Raw genomic sequence first — 16,242 nt, 5'->3', positions numbered from 1 at the left:
AATAGTTAAATTTGCAATTACAAATTTACGGACATTAGAAAACATCTTAATGGAAAAAGACAAAAAAATAAAATTAGGAATTTCAATAGGAGACCTCAATGGAATTGGACCTGAAATTATCATTAAAACCTTTGAAGATAATCGTATGCTCGAGTTTTGTACTCCAGTGATTTTTGCATCAATCAAATCTATGTCGTTCATTAAGAAACATTTTAAAAGCCCAATTAATTTTCATGGGATTAATCATACTGATCAGATTGTTCATGGTAAAATTAATGTATTGAATGTTTGGAAAGAAAATGTCACTATCAATTTTGGTGAAGAGGATGTAACAATTGGAACCTATTCTGTAAAATCGTTAGAAGCGGCAACAATAGCTTTGAAAAATAATGCAATAGATACTCTAGTAACTGCGCCGATTCATAAACACAATATACAATCTGATACGTTTAAATTCCCAGGACACACCAATTACTTGGCCGAAAAGTTAGGAGGAAAGAGTCTAATGTTTATGGTAACACCAACATTAAAGGTTGGCCTGCTTACAGATCATGTTCCAGTTAAAGATGTTCCTAGCCAGATTACTTCTGAGTTAATCAATGATAAAATAGACACAGTGTATAAGTCTTTAGTTCAAGACTTTCGAATTAATAAACCTAGAATTGCAGTCTTAGGAATCAATCCACATGCAGGAGATAATGGTGTAATTGGCCAAGAGGATGATGATGTGTTACGCCCTACGCTTGAGCAAATTAAAAACAAAGGAAAAATGGTTTATGGTCCATATTCAGCTGATAGTTTTTTTGGATCAGGAAATTATAAGAATTTTGATGCTATTATAGCATCGTATCATGACCAAGGTTTAATCCCGTTTAAAACTATTGCATTTGGTCATGGTGTAAACTATACTGCTGGGTTAAGTAAAGTAAGAACCTCACCAGATCATGGAACTGCTTTTGAAATTGCTGGTAAAGGCGAAGCAGATAATGGATCTTTTAAGGAAGCGGTATTCATGGCAATTCAAATATTCAAAAACAGAATTGAGTATGATGAATACTCAAAAAACCCACTAAAAAAGGCTCCAAAAAAAGCTTAAAAATTGTTATAAACATTTTTTGTTCATAACCCGTGTTTAATTAATTAAAATTTGTATATTTGCAGGCTCAAAATGAATGCGATGATGAAGCCTTTTAAGGAATATACGATACCATTTGTTGGTCTCAAAGTAGGAAAGCACCATTTTGATTATCAAATTGATAAAGCGTTCTTTGAACATTTTGAGTATGATGATTTTAATGATGTCAACGTTAATACAGCGTTAGTTTTTGAGAAGAAAACTACCTTATTGGAGTTGTATTTTGAAATTTCTGGTGTAGTCAATGTCAACTGTGATCTTACTAATGAACCTTATGATCAAGAGATCGAAGGTGAATTTAAACTAGTAGTAAAGTTTGGTGATGAATATAACGACGAGTTTGAAGACATTCTTATTATTCCTCATGGAGAATACGAAATAAACATTGCGCAGTATATTTATGAGCTAATTATATTGTCAATGCCCATTAAACGCGTTCACCCAGGAGTTGAAGACGGAACATTAGATTCAGAAATACTTAAAAAGCTTGAAGAATTAAGTCCGAAGGGCCTTAAAGAAAAAGAAGAAACATCAGAGGATATTGATCCTCGTTGGAATACATTAAAAAAACTATTAACGGATAAATAACATATAAAATGGCACATCCTAAGAGAAAAATATCTAGAACAAGAAGAGATAAGAGAAGAACGCACTATAAAGCATCAGTTCCTACAATTGCTACTTGTCCTACAACAGGAGAAGCGCATCTTTACCACAGAGCTCACTGGCACGAAGGTAAATTATATTACAGAGGGCAAGTTTTGATTGACAATTCTGAAGCTGAAGAAAACGTAGCATAAGTATTATGCATGCATATAATAAAACGCTCAATTCTGAGCGTTTTTTTTATGTTTAATTTCTATAAGTCTGAAAAACGACTTAATTTGCGCCATATTCGTTCAAAATTTAGTAAATTCATTAAAATTTTACCTTTTTTTGACGATTTTTGTCCGTTTAGGACACTTTTTAAAAATATAATATGAGTAAAATCACAGCTGCAATTACCGGAGTAGGCGGTTACGTACCTGAATATAAATTGACCAACCAAATTTTGGAAACCATGGTCGATACCAATGACGAATGGATTACAGCGCGTACAGGTATTAAAGAACGCCGCATTCTCAAAGAAGAAGGAAAAGGAACTTCATACCTCGCAATACAAGCTGCTAAAGACCTTATAAATAAAAAAGGTTTAGATCCAAAAGACATAGAATTAGTAATCGTTGCTACGGCAACACCAGATATGAAAGCTGCATCAACCGCAGCTTTTACTGCTACTGAGATAGGTGCAACCGAAGCCTTTTCTTTTGATTTGGAAGCTGCATGCTCTAGCTTTCTTTATGGAATGTCTGTTGCAGCACGTTACATTGAATCAGGAAAATACAAAAAAGTATTACTAATAGGAGCCGATAAAAACTCTTCATTTATCAATTATAAAGACAGAGCGACCTGCATTATTTTTGGAGATGGAGCAGGAGCAGTTTTGTTTGAGCCTAATGATGAAGGTTTAGGCCTACAAGACGAATTACTTAGAAGTAATGGTGCAGGACGTGAATTTTTGCAAGCGACTTATGGAGGTTCTTCATATCCAATTACTGCAGATACTTTTAATGAAGGTAAACACTACGTCTTTCAAGAAGGAAGAACTGTATTTAAGAATGCAGTGTTTAATATGGCTGATGTTACTGAACGTATCTTAGAAAGAAATCAATTGACAAATGATGACATTTCTTGGTTGGCAGCGCATCAAGCTAATAAGAGAATTATCGAAGCTACCGCTAATAGAGTATCTTTAGAACCTGCTAAGGTGATGATGAATATTCACAAATATGGAAATACAACTTCGGCAACCTTACCTTTATTACTAAACGATTACGAATCACAACTAAAAAAAGACGATAAAATAATATTCGCAGCCTTTGGTGGCGGATTTACTTGGGGCTCAATTTATTTAAAATGGGCTTACAATTCATAACCAACTTTTAACTAACTAATTATAAAGACTAATTAATTATGGATATTAAGGAAATTCAAAACTTAATCAAATTTGTTGCCAAGTCTGGAGCAAGTGAGGTTAAATTAGAAATGGATGATGTAAAAATCACTATAAGAACAGGTTCAGATGGTAAAGGAGATGCTACCACTTATGTTCAACAAATTCCAGTAAGCCAACCCGTTGCGCAAGCAGTACCTGTAGCTACTGCACCAACTCCAGCTGCAGAAGCGCCAGCCGCTGCAGATGACTCAAAATATATCACAATCAAATCGCCAATTATTGGTACATTCTATCGTAAACCATCACCAGATAAACCTGTATTTGTTGAGGTTGGGTCTTCAATAGGTGAAGGTGATGTATTATGTGTTATTGAAGCTATGAAGTTATTTAACGAAATTGAATCTGAAGTATCTGGAAAAATCGTTAAGATTTTAGTTGACGATTCATCACCAGTTGAATTTGATCAACCATTATTCTTAGTTGATCCATCATAACAATTGAAAATTCCAATCCACAAATCCCAAAACCCAATTCTTGGAATTTGGTGCTTGGAAATTGAAATTTTTAATACAAAAAGTTATGTTTAAAAAAATATTAGTTGCCAATAGAGGAGAAATAGCACTACGTGTTATTAGAACCTGTAAAGAAATGGGCATTAAAACAGTAGCTGTTTATTCTACTGCCGATGCCGAAAGTTTACACGTGAAATTTGCTGATGAGGCCGTTTGTATTGGACCGCCTTCTAGTAGCGAATCTTATCTCAAAATCCCTAACATTATAGCAGCAGCAGAAATTACAAATGCCGATGCCATTCATCCTGGTTATGGATTTTTATCAGAAAATGCGAAATTTTCAAAAATCTGTGAAGAACACGATATTAAATTTATTGGAGCTTCACCAGAAATGATTGATAGAATGGGAGACAAAGCCAATGCAAAAGCAACAATGCTTGCTGCAGGTGTACCTTGTGTTCCAGGAAGTGAAGGTGTTATTGAAGATTTTGAAGAGTGTAAAAAACTAGCCGTTGAAACAGGTTATCCTGTAATGTTAAAAGCATCTGCTGGAGGTGGTGGAAAAGGAATGCGTGCTGTTTGGAAACCAGAAGACCTTCAGAATGCTTGGGAGTCTGCACGTGCAGAATCTAAAGCAGCCTTTGGGAATGATGATATGTACATGGAAAAACTCATTGAAGAACCACGCCATATTGAAATTCAAATTGTTGGTGATTCTACAGGTCGTGCTTGTCACTTGTCTGAACGTGATTGTTCTGTACAGCGTCGTCATCAAAAACTAACGGAAGAAGTACCTTCTCCATTTATGACGAAAGCTTTACGTGATAAAATGGGTAAAGCAGCCGTAAAAGCAGCAGAATACATTAAGTATGAAGGAGCAGGAACAGTTGAATTCCTAGTAGATAAGCATCGTAATTTCTACTTCATGGAAATGAATACACGTATCCAAGTAGAGCATCCTATTACTGAGCAAGTGATTGATTTTGATTTAATACGAGAGCAAATTCTAGTTGCGGCTGGAGTGCCAATTTCTGGTAAAAACTATTCGCCAAACTTACACTCTATTGAGTGTCGTATTAATGCAGAAGATCCATTTAATGATTTTAGACCATCACCAGGACGCATTACAACTTTACACGCACCAGGTGGGCATGGGGTTCGTTTAGACACGCATGTTTATGCAGGTTATGTGATTCCGCCTAACTATGATTCTATGATCGCAAAGTTAATTACAACTGCACAAACACGTGAAGAGGCGATTAACAAAATGAAACGTGCTTTAGATGAATTTGTTATTGAAGGTATTAAAACCACAATTCCATTCCACAGACAATTGATGGAACATCCAGATTATTTAGCAGGTAATTATACCACTAAATTTATGGAAGATTTTGAAATTCAACCTGAAGACGATTAATATACTAACTCCGAAATTTATCTTTCGGAGTTTTTTTATTTGGGTGTTTCACTACTTAGTCAAAACTAAGTAGCGTCAGGCTATCCGCTAAATCTTTTTTATTGTTATATTGATCACAGTCGAAATATCTATCACAATAAAAAAGGATATCGCTTCTATCCTTAACACAAAACACTTATTTTAGAGCTATGAATTTATCCTATTGGGAAATAAAATCATGGTTGTCAGACATAGACTTTACCATAGTTGGTAGTGGGATTGTTGGTTTAAACTGTGCGTTGCAGTTGAAGTATCGTTTCCCTAAAGCAAAAATTTTGATTCTCGAAAAAGGCCTATTACCTCAAGGTGCTAGTACCAAAAATGCCGGTTTTGCTTGTTTTGGGAGTTTAAGTGAAATTATAGCCGACCTCAAAACGCATTCTGAAGCTGAGGTCTTCGAATTGGTAAAGAAACGAATAGATGGTTTGCGTGTATTACGTCATACTTTAGGTGATCAAAATATCAAATATCAGCAACATGGTGGCTATGAGTTGTTTTCAAAAACCGACGATTTACTTGAAACATGTCAGGATAAAAAAGACACCATAAACACCCTTTTAAAACCATTATTTGATAGCGATGTTTTTCATTTTAAATCTAACACATTCGGGTTTAAAAATTGTCACGATACGTTGAGTTATAACCCATATGAAGGGCAAATTGACACAGGTCAAATGATGGTCTCGTTAACGCAATTGGTCTTAAATTCAGGAATTAAAATATTGAATACTATAACAGTTGAGTCTTTTGATGAGGTTAATGCGTCTGTCAAGATTAAAACCAATCACTTTGAATGTACGACGTCTAAATTACTTATTGCTACCAACGGCTTTGCTTCATCATTAGATATTTCCGAAGTAAAACCAGCTAGAGCACAAGTCCTCATAACCAAACCAATTGATAATTTACAAATTAAGGGCACATTTCATTTAGATCAAGGCTACTATTATTTCAGGAATATTGATGACCGAATTCTATTTGGAGGCGGTCGAAATCTTGATTTTAAAGGTGAAGAAACGACAGAATTTGCGCAAACAAAACAGATTCAAAACAAACTTGAAGACCTACTAAAATCATCTATTTTACCACACACCTCTTTTGAAATTGATCATCGATGGAGTGGGATTATGGGTGTTGGCCAACAAAAAAAACCAATTCTCAAACAGATAAGTAACAATGTTTATTGCGGTGTGCGATTAGGAGGAATGGGAATTGCAATTGGGAGCTTAGTTGGTAAAGAATTAGCAGACCTTTTATAGTATGAAACTTATAAAACGATTGTTTCGATTTATACTCAATACTTTGCTTTGGTTGTTTGTGTTTTCTATAGTTATTGTCTTTGTGTTTAAGTGGGTTCCTGTACCAATAACACCATTAATGCTTATTCGAAATATAGAACAAACCGACAAAAACAAAAAGGGTTGGAAACATAACTGGGTTGCAATAGAAGATATATCTAAGCACATGCAATTGGCGGTTATTTGTAGTGAAGATCAATTGTTTTTAAAGCACAACGGATTTGATATTAAAGCGATTGAAAAGGCTTATGAGAACAACCAAAAAGGAAGAAAAATTAAAGGGGCAAGTACCATAAGCCAACAAACAGCAAAGAATGTGTTTCTTTGGCCGCAACGTAGTTGGTTGCGAAAAGGACTCGAGGCTTATTTTACCTTTTTGATAGAATTGATATGGAGTAAAGAACGCATCATAGAAGTATATCTCAACAGTATAGAAATGGGGCCAGGAATATATGGAATAGAAGCCGCATCACAATATTGGTTTAAAAAACAGGCAACAAGTTTAAGTCGTTATGAAGCAGCAGCAATTGCGTCTATATTACCTAACCCGTTGCGCTATAAAGCTAATCCAGCAACAGTATACATAGAAGGGAGAAAGACTTGGATAGTTAAACAAATGCAGTATTTTGGACCATTAGAGTATCCAGATCAAGATGATAATAATGAATAAACTGAAAGACGAATTATATACACAATGCCAAGAGTTTGTAGACCGTCGTTTAGAAGCCATTCAAAAAACGATTGCTGAGATTCAGGAATCTTTAAATTCTGAAACAAAGAGCTCTGCAGGAGATAAGCATGAAACAGGACGAGCTATGTTGCAATTAGAGCGTGAAAAAACAGGGCAGCAGCTTTCCGAAATTCAAAAAATTAACGAAATACTTTCAAAAATTGATATTTCAAAATCTTCGGAAGCCATTGGTTTAGGAAGCGTAGTTTTTACGTCTCAATTTAATTACTTTGTAACAATTAGTGCCGGAGAGTTAAAACTACATGAGCAATCATTTTATGCTATTTCTGCTAATACACCTATTGCAAAATTATTATTAGGCAAAACCGTAGGAGACCAAATTCAATTTAGAAATCAAGATTTTAAAATCATTAAAGTCATTTAACTTTCTAAGGTTACATATTAATTATTTGCTATATATAATATTAGCTTCAGAAATATGATGCTCAATAATGTATGCTCCAAGATTTAACCATCGTTTTGCGCGATCTAAAACCCAAGCATCAGAGCTCACTACAATATGTTTACTTTTTGCTAAAACTTTATCTGGATTATGGTCTAGAATAATCTCCCAATTAAAGTCATGATTTTCTGCTAATTCTCTAAGCATGGTTTTGAGTCGTCCACTATTAGATACAGGTTTGTCAAACACCCAAATAACCTTGTTAGTTTTGAGCCGGTTACCTACAAGCAACAATGCATTTTCTGTTTGTTGTACACGTTTGTAAGTGCCGTGCACTCCAGACAAATCACGATAAGCCTCATCTAAGCCCTTAAAGAGATAAGCACCTGACAAGGCACTTTCTAAAATGATGAGGAGATTAAACCCATCAATAATAATGGAATCACTGCCAATACTTTCAAAAGGAATACAAGCCGACTGTCGTTGCTCCATTTGTTGTTGCGACGCACTCATGCCTCTAACTGCTTGTTGCTGTCTTACATTAAGCCTATGTCTATTTCCAACAAGTTGTAAGGATGACTTTTCTGCATAACCTCTGGTCAACAAATAGTGCATGTCGATGAGTGCTTCTTTAAGTTTTTGCTGAATAGCTTTAGAACCAAAAAGTTGATTATCGTTACTGTTTTTTCCGCGATTTCTTTGGTTGGGCATTGATATTGTTTTCTGATTTTAAATTTGTGTTTTGTGTTGAAACAAAAAAGCAAACCAAACAAAGTCAGTCTACTTTTCTCTTTCTAAGAATTAGTCTTTTTTGAGTTCCTACGTTTCTCTCGACGAATTTTCCAAGGCGCATTTTTCTGCCAATCGCCAGCCATAATACAACCATAAGGCATCACTTCGTCAATTACAGTTCCTAAGCCAAATTCATCCATTTGTGCTCTAACGGTTTGTGCATTTTTATAGGCACTAGGCAACTCAGTGATATCAATTTCTTTAGAGAAAAACCGAACGTCCAAGCCTTTAGTTTCTTCTTTAAAAATTTCCATAATAGTCCCTGTTTTACTTTTTCTATGTTGCGTTCTACTCACATTTCTACCAGCACCATGAGGCGCAAAACCTAAATTGGTTTTTGTTGTTGCACCTTCAACAATCAATACAGGTTCAGACATGTTTAATGGAATTAAACGTGGCCCAGTAATATCAGGCATAAACTTAGCATCTAATGGTGTGGCACCTTTAGCGTGGTAAAACAAATCCCCATCTTTAAAGACAAAGTTATGCTCGTTCCAGTAACGGTTTTCAATCTCAATTTCCAAAGTTTCAGCTACCGAATTATGAATCACTTCATGATTGGTTTTTGTCCAATCTCTTATAATTTGAAGTGCATCCCAATACAATTGACCTTCTTCAGTTTCAAAAGGAATCCAAGCATTTTGCTTTTTTGTTTCTGGTGATAAATCACGTCTAAAACGTTCGGCGATTTTCATTCCTTTTTTATACAATTTAGCACCAGGACCTCTAGATCCGTGATGTGTGACCATCATGGTATTTCCTGTTTTTTTAGATGTTCCTACAAACAAGAAATGATTACCATCACCTTGAGTTCCTAAATGTGATCTTGCAATTTGAATCATATTTCCATCATTCAACAAAAAATTCGATTCAAAAGCTTCTAGTAGGTCCTTCGGAAATCTAAACTGTGTGTTTCTATCGCGTCCACCTGGTCCAAAATGTGTATTGGCATGTGCGGCATCCAAAATGGCTTTAGGATCTGCTTTACCAAAGTCGGTTAACATCACTGAACAGCAGATATCGGCACTATGCATTCCTGGATGAATCGCATTCTTCGCCACAACTACACCTCCAACAGGAATCGTTCCGTCTGGACCTGTAGGACAAGCATCTGGCATAATGGCGCCATCAACCAAAGTAGGTGTTTTCATTAAGGTTTGCATGGAGTTAATGACTTTAGAGACATTGTCCTCTTCCAATTCATTCTCTGCTTTGATATTGATCGAAAATTCAATTGATCTATCGTGTAAAGCTATTGGGTCAGGAGAATTAAATTGTTCTAAGTACGTTGCCATGGCTTCACCTTCTAATGCATTGTCATTGATATATGCAATAGCGTCTTTCATCCATTTACCCTGTCTGTAACCTAAAGCGATTAAATCGTGTCCTGTGATTTTAGTATTTGTTTTCATATTTATTTCCCAAGAAATTGGGAATCTTTTTAAGTTAAACTTTATTTTTAATGAGATTCCTCGACTATGCTCGGAATGACATTTAATAGTCTTTGTTTAAAAACCTCTTTATTTTCATTCAGATTGAAAAAACCAGAACGAACTTGTTTCAGTGCGCTATTTTCTATTTTATCAATGATTGAGTTCATGTTTTCTAAAATTTGAGCTTTATTGTAATACTCAATTATTTCTAAGAAGTATTCTCTTTCTAAATTGAATGCATCAATTCCACAACACTCTCTTACACAGTGATATTCTAAATGATTCCAGAACTCCTCATTTTCCATTAAGAATTCATCTATTTCAATACTTGTTTTCATGTCTTTTTTAATTATACTACAAATATTATAGTGTATTACGCAATATTTTTGCGTAGCTTATTTTTTATTAAAAAACCTAGTAAAAAAATAAATTCTTACTAGGTTCTCCTTATTTAAATAGCTTTACAAAGCTATCTTTTTCCAAATTCTCTAAAGAAAAGTCAAAATCAGCCTCATCTTTATAATCCGTGATTTCTGCACCTAAGGTTCTTACCAAATTATCAAAGGCCAAAGGGTCATTCCATTGTTGATATAGAGCTCTAGTTGCTAAAGTTGATACTTCAGAATTACCAGATACCCTAGAATGACCTGCACCGAAATTTAGTAAAACAAAACATTGTTTGTCATTTTTAGGAATTAACATTCCTAAAATAGTTTGTTTTTGTACAGACTCACATTTAATATCCGCAAACACTTTGTTTGGATCCATCATATACTCCTTAGAGATAGTACTTCCTTTACCGATTACAATTTTATAACCGCAATCACTGGTTCCAGAGAACACATTGTTTTGTACTAAAGTAGGGACATTTAACCCCTTGTTAGCATACAAATATTCTACAGCTCCATGAGGTGCTGAGGTAATATCACCAGAGTACATTAGGTTGCCTTTTTGTTGGTTATAAGTGGCATTCCAACCAATTTTACCAGCAATATTTAAACCAGATAAATCCAAATCTCGTGCTCCCCAAGCATCTTCCCAATAAATACCAACAGCTAAATTTTTACCGTAAAAACGTGTTCCAGTAGGAATATTACCTACATACATTTTTTCGGATGTAGGTAAGGCATAAGTAATTTCCTCAGGGAAAAATAAGCGCTTACCAGATAAATCAAAACGTTGTTTTAAATAACCCTTTAAGAATTGGTAATTTTCTTTGTATAATGGGTTTTCAATAACGGTTTTTTTGTATTTACTAGCTTTGGTCTTCTTTAAAAGATTTGCTAACATATTAGTTCTACCAACAGCTGTCATACCTTCTGAGGTTACCCAAGACTTACCATTTCTAATTCTATATAAAAAGGCATCTTGACCTTGTGCTCTGGTATAACATGCAGACAACGCTTTAAACAACGCAAAAGGTGTTGCATTATCTAACCAGTGAACATCTTTATCAGTTAACAAGGTACTTGTTACATCATTTAAAGGGTTAGAAACTAATGGTTTGTGATACGTTTTGGACAACTTACTAATTTTATTAATCGTCTTAGGCGCTCTATTTTTAAAAGCTAAAAACAAAGGCTTGTAACGATTAAAAATCTCAGCAAGTTTTTCTAATCCAAAATCATTAAAAGCTTGTGTTGGGTTGTAAGAACTGTTTTTAATCAATTCAATCAACGCATCATTTTTAATTAGCAAAGTCGTATCCGTTGTTCTGTAGATAATGTATCTGAAAAACTCCACAGGATTATTAGGATACACATTATAAAATTCAGCCAATTTTACGATAGCTTCTTTATTTCTAATGTTTTCTTTACCTGTGAAAGTGTATCCTATTTCATCCATCAACACTATGATTAATGCATCAACAGTTTCTACTTTTAAAGCAATGCCAGATTGTAATAATGACAAGCACTTTTGTGTCATCTCCTCAATTGAGTAAGCATTAATAACCTTATAGTTAAGCTTTACATTGGGAATATCTAAAACTTCTTCTGGGATATAAATATCATCTTGAAAATCACTCCCATAAGTAGACATATAATGTTGAATTTGATCTACATATAACTCATATCTAGAGCTGTTTTTGATTTTACTCCAAGACTTGTGAAATGTTTTGTTAAGATCATTACCATTGAGCTTTTCATCTTTTAAAAAGGTAATAATTCTGTCTTTTGCCCAAAGTGCATTTGGTGCAATGATATAGCCTTCATCTGAGATGTATGGCTTTTCGTTTGATGGTTTCGCAATTACTGCGTTAAATAATTTTAATGTATTCATAATATTAAAATTTAAATAAGTGAGGTGTATAGTTTTGATAATCATTCAATAAAATAGGAACACCTATTACCTATTATTTTTAAAGACGAAGAGTAATTTTCATACCCCCTTTTGTGGGAGCGATGACCGTAATTTATAGGAACTCTTTTTGTCTTTTAAGACGAGACGTAATTTCAACCAAACGACCCTTTCGGGCGCTGGACTCGAACCAGCATATTATAGGAACGTCTATTGTCTTCTACTAACGGAATGTAATAATGGTGGAGAATTAACTTGTCATAGGAACTTTCTGTGTTAGTAATATTTTGTGGTCCAGGCGGGATTCGAACCCGCGACCCGCGGATTTTGAATCTTTACAGGAACTTTTTTGTGCCAATAGCGAAAAGTATTTTCGCTGCTCTATCCTCTGAGCTACTGGACCATTTTTATGTTAAAGAACGTTGTACCTCTTACCAGATTATTCACTGGATTTTTATTTGTTTAAAAGGAGTTCATGAATGCTATGCATTTTGAACTGGTACTTTCACAAAAGTGAACAGATAGGCTCTAAATGCGCTTCCTACTTTACATCCTATGTATTTCGGTGCTTCTGCAAAATCTAGTCATTGGCAGACTTGCCACCAACCACATCTTCCTATCACTCCGCGCCTACGATTAAAAGTCTTTTGACACTGCTCTTCCCTTTAAGCTAAAGAGGTATTAATATTTTAAAAAGCGTTCTGAGAATACCTTCGCTTTAGGATAAGCTTTCTTAGGATTATAGCCTTAGCCCTTCCCTAATTTTCCACGCGCTTCTCATTGCTTAGAGAATTACGTACTTATCCGATGCCTAATTACGTTATAGCTGTTCAGCGACTTAGACTTGGCCTGCATAGTGGTTTTATACCACGCTTTGCAGTTACAAGGGTTGGCTCCCTCACCATTCATAGACGTCCTCTTTTGAGGCGGCCTACTAGAATGTTCACTACACAGTAAAGGTTTGCGGCCTTTACTGTCCCATATATTACAATGGGTTTAGGCAACTACTAGCTGCTGTAACGTTCGAAGTCTTTTGCGTTTTGCTCACCGACTGAGCATCCTCAATTCTGGTATTAGGATGGGAATTGAACCCATTGGTTTGTTGGCCTAGGAAAAGAGCTTCGAAAATGGCTTCGTAGATTTTGGCCTACAAAATACCAACCTTTTCCTTGCATGCCTCCCGGCACACGGTATGTGAAGTCACCGAATAATTTCTTATCGGGTTACTTGAATACTGCAATACGCTCCGCAAGGTTGGATGACCTATACGTAACCCATTACTACAACTTTTCCTATTGATGTCTCCATCTCAAGCCTAATTACTGTCGGCTATAAGCTCTTATCTACGTCAGCGGTTGCCCCTTGCAAATAGTAACTTATGTGAGTTGCTTGCTTACCTGTACTGCTCTCGCGAGAAATCAGTCTCCATTTACAGTACCTGTAAACAGATTTATCCTTGTTACCAAGTTTATCTAAGGACGATAAGCCGCCCCATCAATTACTAATCTATGATTAATGTCTGATGATTTTTTTATTACAATGAAATTCAGTTTTTTGAATCTCTTGTGATGTCAATGAACGTTTTGTTTTAAAACTCTGCCAGCTTCTGTATCTGGCAGAGCGCTACTTTAAAAGCCTGATTCCAAAGACTTTTTGTTAGTTACTCTGCAAATGTTTTACAGTATTACGCAATGTTTTTGCGTATATAAAATTTATTTTAATTTTCTGAATGTTAAACTCATTCTTCCGTTTTTTGTATTTGATCTAATTACAGCATGTTGCCATATATGTTGAACTTCGTTATTCATATAAATCAATGAACCAGAATTAAGATCAAAATCTCTAGTAATACTCTTATCTTCAATAGTTCTGAATCGTAGGGTTCTTGTTGCTCCTATAGACACAATCACAACACCTGTATCATCTTCTAGCATATCTCTTTGATCAGAGTGAAAACCCATCGTAGAGTTTCCGTTTTCGTAATAATTGACCAAACAGTTATTAGTTCTAAATCCTAGCAAGTCTTCAATGCCATCTATAATTTCTAGAATATCCTGAGTGAACTCTTGAAATGGATATACTATCTGAGAGTAGTTATAAGGTCTGCCAAAACTTGCTGTTTTACGAGCAGTCATACTCTCATCCCAAATTGTGTTATTCTTTAAGGCTTCAAAAAGTGATCTATGATGACTTATGAAGTTTTCTCTGTAAATTATTCCTTCCATGATTTTATGAAATGACTTCACTTTTTAAGATTTCCACCAGGTTCTAGGCTATGTAGAACCCAGCAGAATTCCCTAACAAAGAATAGGAACCTATTCTAGAGTGAAGTATGTTATACCATTTTGTCTGCGCAAGATGAACTTGCAAAAGCATAAGGTTTCGCTTTAAATACAAACCCCATTCCTAGGATATAACCCATAGCATCTTTAAGCGCTACATTAGATTGAAATTTTGGATCTGTGTTGATATCTGCGTGCACCTCAAGCTCTACATTGTAGGCTTCAAGAATATTACAGATGGCATAAGCCACTTCTACAGACATCGTTACCTCTTTTAGCATACGCTCTTTAATTCCAATCTTAGTGCTTCCTTTTAGGTTTCGGATAAACATAAAACCACCTTTACCTTCACGGATCACCACTACTACAGTTGCGTAAGCAATATGATCTTGATATGCTTGTGAATCTGAGCCTACGCAAATCTTTAAACGATGCCCAGCCTTTTGCTCTCTGATGATAGCCTCTTTTACAAGTTGGGTAATCGGTTCGTCAAATACCTTACCACTCATAGTTCTCCATTTTTGCTGAGTTGGTTTCATGATTTCCTCATTTTTTTAGTTAAACAATTAATTAGTGGAACAAACTGGGCTCGAACCAGTATCTTCTGGGTTTAACTCAATGAATTCTATTTATTAAATAGGATTCGTTGAATTCGTAAACTCATTTCAACCAGAGGCATAGACCTGCTTTGCTATTGCTCCTTTTTTGGGTGATTCCGAGATTCGAACTCTGTTCTCCTCATTCACAGTGAGGTGCTTTACCAAATAAGCTAGAACCACCATTTTTGTTGTGATAGAAAGAGTTGAACTTTCATCTACTCACGTATCAGGCGAGCGCTTTACCAATTAAGCTATATCACAATGTTGTTAACTCGACAGGATTCGAACCTGTACCTGAAGATTCAAAGTCTTCAATGCTGCCGTTACACCACAAGTTAATTTGTAGGTTTAATAGGATTCGAACCCATACCACAAGGGTCGAAACCTTGTATGCTATCCATTACACCATAAACCTATTTGTACTTCGCCTTGGATTACTCATCAATTTCTATTGTTTCATGAATTCGTGAATACTTGGTATTTCGAACCAAGAAATCACAGCGCTTAAAACGTAACTTCGTTCGGTGCCTTCGTAAAAACATTTGTTTTTACTCGCCAATCTTTTCCAGTTTGGCCAGCGAAGCATTTGTACAGGAAGAGAGATTCGAACTCTCAAAACCTTGTTTCTAAGACAAGAGCGTATGCCAATTCCGCCATTCCTGCATAGTTGAGATATTAGGACTCGAACCTAAACAAACCGCCTTATGAGAGCAGTGCTCTACCAGTTAAGCTATATCTCAAAATTTGTTGAGGTAATAGGGATCGAACCTATGACTGTCACGATGTAAGCGTGATGCTCTTCCACTGAGCTATACCTCAATTTGTACTCTATAAGGGAATCGAACCCTTGTCGTCCGGTAGAAAGCCAGTTGCACTAACCACTATGCTAATAGAGCATGTTTTTCTTTTATGGCGTTACCCTAAAGGGTCAGACTTTCGGTAGTCGCTCTCTGCGAGGAGCTTCAACAATACCTCAATCCTTAACGCGATTGTTGCGGTTCATACGAGAATCGAACTCGTATCTCCCGAGAGACAGTCGGGAAGGATAGCCATTACCCCAATGAACCAATATTGTATATCTACCAAGAGTCGAACTTGGACTTAAAGGGTAGAAACCTTTTGTGCTTTCCGTTACACCATAGATATATTTTGCACGCTTATAAGGACTCGAACCTTAACCTTAAGTTTTGGAGGCTTAAATGCTACCAATTACACTATAAGCGTGTTTTATCAGAGCATCTATCGAGGTTCGAACCCGAAACTATAGATTGGAAATCTACTATGTTGCCAATTACACTACAGATGCTT

Annotated in this window: 15 protein-coding genes and 13 tRNA genes; 9 read left to right on the top strand and 19 right to left on the bottom strand. The window is 35.6% G+C overall.

Features of this window, described 5'->3' with window-relative positions; all coding sequences use genetic code 11:
* Positions 1-49: 49 nt before the first annotated feature.
* From pdxA to ACTU6T_RS05985, 9 genes are all read left to right on the top strand, one after another.
* Positions 50-1,096: a 4-hydroxythreonine-4-phosphate dehydrogenase PdxA gene (gene pdxA / locus ACTU6T_RS06025; RefSeq protein ID WP_460220335.1), complete on the top strand. Its 1,047-nt coding sequence runs from the start codon at positions 50-52 to the stop codon at positions 1,094-1,096.
* A gap of 84 nt (positions 1,097-1,180) precedes the next feature.
* Positions 1,181-1,723 (top strand): YceD family protein, encoded by a 543-nt coding sequence (locus tag ACTU6T_RS06020; protein ID WP_460220747.1) that lies wholly within the window; start codon positions 1,181-1,183, stop codon positions 1,721-1,723.
* Between the two features lie 8 nt (positions 1,724-1,731).
* A complete protein-coding gene (gene rpmF / locus ACTU6T_RS06015) occupies positions 1,732-1,935 on the top strand; it encodes a 50S ribosomal protein L32 (protein ID WP_460220334.1) in 204 nt (67 codons plus the stop codon).
* A 179-nt stretch (positions 1,936-2,114) separates the two neighbouring features.
* The gene (locus ACTU6T_RS06010) at positions 2,115-3,110 is read left to right on the top strand and encodes a beta-ketoacyl-ACP synthase III (protein ID WP_460220333.1); all 996 of its coding nucleotides are present in this window, start codon (positions 2,115-2,117) and stop codon (positions 3,108-3,110) included.
* Positions 3,111-3,148: 38 nt separating this feature from the next.
* On the top strand, positions 3,149-3,625 hold the full coding sequence (gene accB, locus ACTU6T_RS06005) for an acetyl-CoA carboxylase biotin carboxyl carrier protein (protein WP_460220332.1): 477 nt from the start codon (positions 3,149-3,151) through the stop codon (positions 3,623-3,625).
* Positions 3,626-3,710: 85 nt separating this feature from the next.
* Positions 3,711-5,060, top strand: coding sequence for an acetyl-CoA carboxylase biotin carboxylase subunit (gene accC, locus ACTU6T_RS06000; protein WP_460220331.1), 1,350 nt, complete (start codon positions 3,711-3,713; stop codon positions 5,058-5,060).
* Positions 5,061-5,248: 188 nt separating this feature from the next.
* Complete coding sequence (locus ACTU6T_RS05995; protein ID WP_460220330.1) at positions 5,249-6,358, top strand: NAD(P)/FAD-dependent oxidoreductase; 1,110 nt, start codon at positions 5,249-5,251, stop codon at positions 6,356-6,358.
* 1 nt (position 6,359) lies between these two features.
* Positions 6,360-7,067 carry a monofunctional biosynthetic peptidoglycan transglycosylase gene (mtgA, locus tag ACTU6T_RS05990; RefSeq protein ID WP_460220329.1) on the top strand — a complete coding sequence of 236 codons (708 nt, stop codon included), beginning with the start codon at positions 6,360-6,362 and terminating at the stop codon, positions 7,065-7,067.
* Positions 7,060-7,512, top strand: coding sequence for a GreA/GreB family elongation factor (locus tag ACTU6T_RS05985; protein WP_460220328.1), 453 nt, complete (start codon positions 7,060-7,062; stop codon positions 7,510-7,512). The genes mtgA and ACTU6T_RS05985 overlap by 8 nt, the downstream gene beginning before the upstream one ends.
* 21 nt (positions 7,513-7,533) lie before the next feature.
* Here the strand turns inward: ACTU6T_RS05985 and ACTU6T_RS05980 are convergent, their stop codons facing one another.
* From ACTU6T_RS05980 to ACTU6T_RS05890, 19 genes are all read right to left on the bottom strand, one after another.
* Positions 7,534-8,241, bottom strand: a complete 708-nt coding sequence (locus ACTU6T_RS05980) for a DUF434 domain-containing protein (protein ID WP_460220327.1) — start codon at positions 8,239-8,241, stop codon at positions 7,534-7,536.
* 83 nt (positions 8,242-8,324) lie between these two features.
* The gene (locus ACTU6T_RS05975; RefSeq protein WP_460220326.1) at positions 8,325-9,734 is read right to left on the bottom strand and encodes an RtcB family protein; all 1,410 of its coding nucleotides are present in this window, start codon (positions 9,732-9,734) and stop codon (positions 8,325-8,327) included.
* 47 nt (positions 9,735-9,781) lie between these two features.
* Complete coding sequence (locus ACTU6T_RS05970) at positions 9,782-10,093, bottom strand: DUF6331 family protein (RefSeq protein ID WP_460220325.1); 312 nt, start codon at positions 10,091-10,093, stop codon at positions 9,782-9,784.
* Positions 10,094-10,202: 109 nt separating this feature from the next.
* Complete coding sequence (locus ACTU6T_RS05965) at positions 10,203-12,035, bottom strand: hypothetical protein (protein ID WP_460220324.1); 1,833 nt, start codon at positions 12,033-12,035, stop codon at positions 10,203-10,205.
* Positions 12,036-12,343: 308 nt separating this feature from the next.
* Positions 12,344-12,456, bottom strand: a tRNA-Leu gene (locus tag ACTU6T_RS05960).
* A 1,309-nt stretch (positions 12,457-13,765) separates the two neighbouring features.
* The gene (locus tag ACTU6T_RS05955) at positions 13,766-14,278 is read right to left on the bottom strand and encodes an alpha-ketoglutarate-dependent dioxygenase AlkB (protein WP_460220323.1); all 513 of its coding nucleotides are present in this window, start codon (positions 14,276-14,278) and stop codon (positions 13,766-13,768) included.
* A 110-nt stretch (positions 14,279-14,388) separates the two neighbouring features.
* On the bottom strand, positions 14,389-14,874 hold the full coding sequence (locus ACTU6T_RS05950) for a ribonuclease H-like YkuK family protein (protein ID WP_460220322.1): 486 nt from the start codon (positions 14,872-14,874) through the stop codon (positions 14,389-14,391).
* 35 nt (positions 14,875-14,909) lie between these two features.
* Positions 14,910-15,036: transfer RNA gene (locus tag ACTU6T_RS05945), tRNA-OTHER, on the bottom strand.
* A gap of 6 nt (positions 15,037-15,042) precedes the next feature.
* Positions 15,043-15,115 (bottom strand) — tRNA-His (locus ACTU6T_RS05940).
* A gap of 7 nt (positions 15,116-15,122) precedes the next feature.
* Positions 15,123-15,195, bottom strand: a tRNA-Ile gene (locus tag ACTU6T_RS05935).
* A 6-nt stretch (positions 15,196-15,201) separates the two neighbouring features.
* A tRNA-Gln gene (locus ACTU6T_RS05930) sits at positions 15,202-15,272 on the bottom strand.
* A 5-nt stretch (positions 15,273-15,277) separates the two neighbouring features.
* Positions 15,278-15,349: transfer RNA gene (locus ACTU6T_RS05925), tRNA-Arg, on the bottom strand.
* A 174-nt stretch (positions 15,350-15,523) separates the two neighbouring features.
* Positions 15,524-15,597: transfer RNA gene (locus ACTU6T_RS05920), tRNA-Leu, on the bottom strand.
* A 4-nt stretch (positions 15,598-15,601) separates the two neighbouring features.
* Positions 15,602-15,674, bottom strand: a tRNA-Met gene (locus ACTU6T_RS05915).
* A 7-nt stretch (positions 15,675-15,681) separates the two neighbouring features.
* Positions 15,682-15,753: transfer RNA gene (locus tag ACTU6T_RS05910), tRNA-Val, on the bottom strand.
* 5 nt (positions 15,754-15,758) lie between these two features.
* Positions 15,759-15,830: transfer RNA gene (locus tag ACTU6T_RS05905), tRNA-Glu, on the bottom strand.
* Between the two features lie 99 nt (positions 15,831-15,929).
* Positions 15,930-16,001, bottom strand: a tRNA-Asp gene (locus ACTU6T_RS05900).
* Positions 16,002-16,086: 85 nt separating this feature from the next.
* Positions 16,087-16,158: transfer RNA gene (locus tag ACTU6T_RS05895), tRNA-Trp, on the bottom strand.
* Positions 16,159-16,168: 10 nt separating this feature from the next.
* Positions 16,169-16,240 (bottom strand) — tRNA-Gly (locus ACTU6T_RS05890).
* Positions 16,241-16,242 lie beyond the last annotated feature (2 nt).

This window comes from Psychroserpens citreus, assembly GCF_055686305.1.
This window is presented reverse-complemented; position numbering and strand designations above follow the sequence as displayed.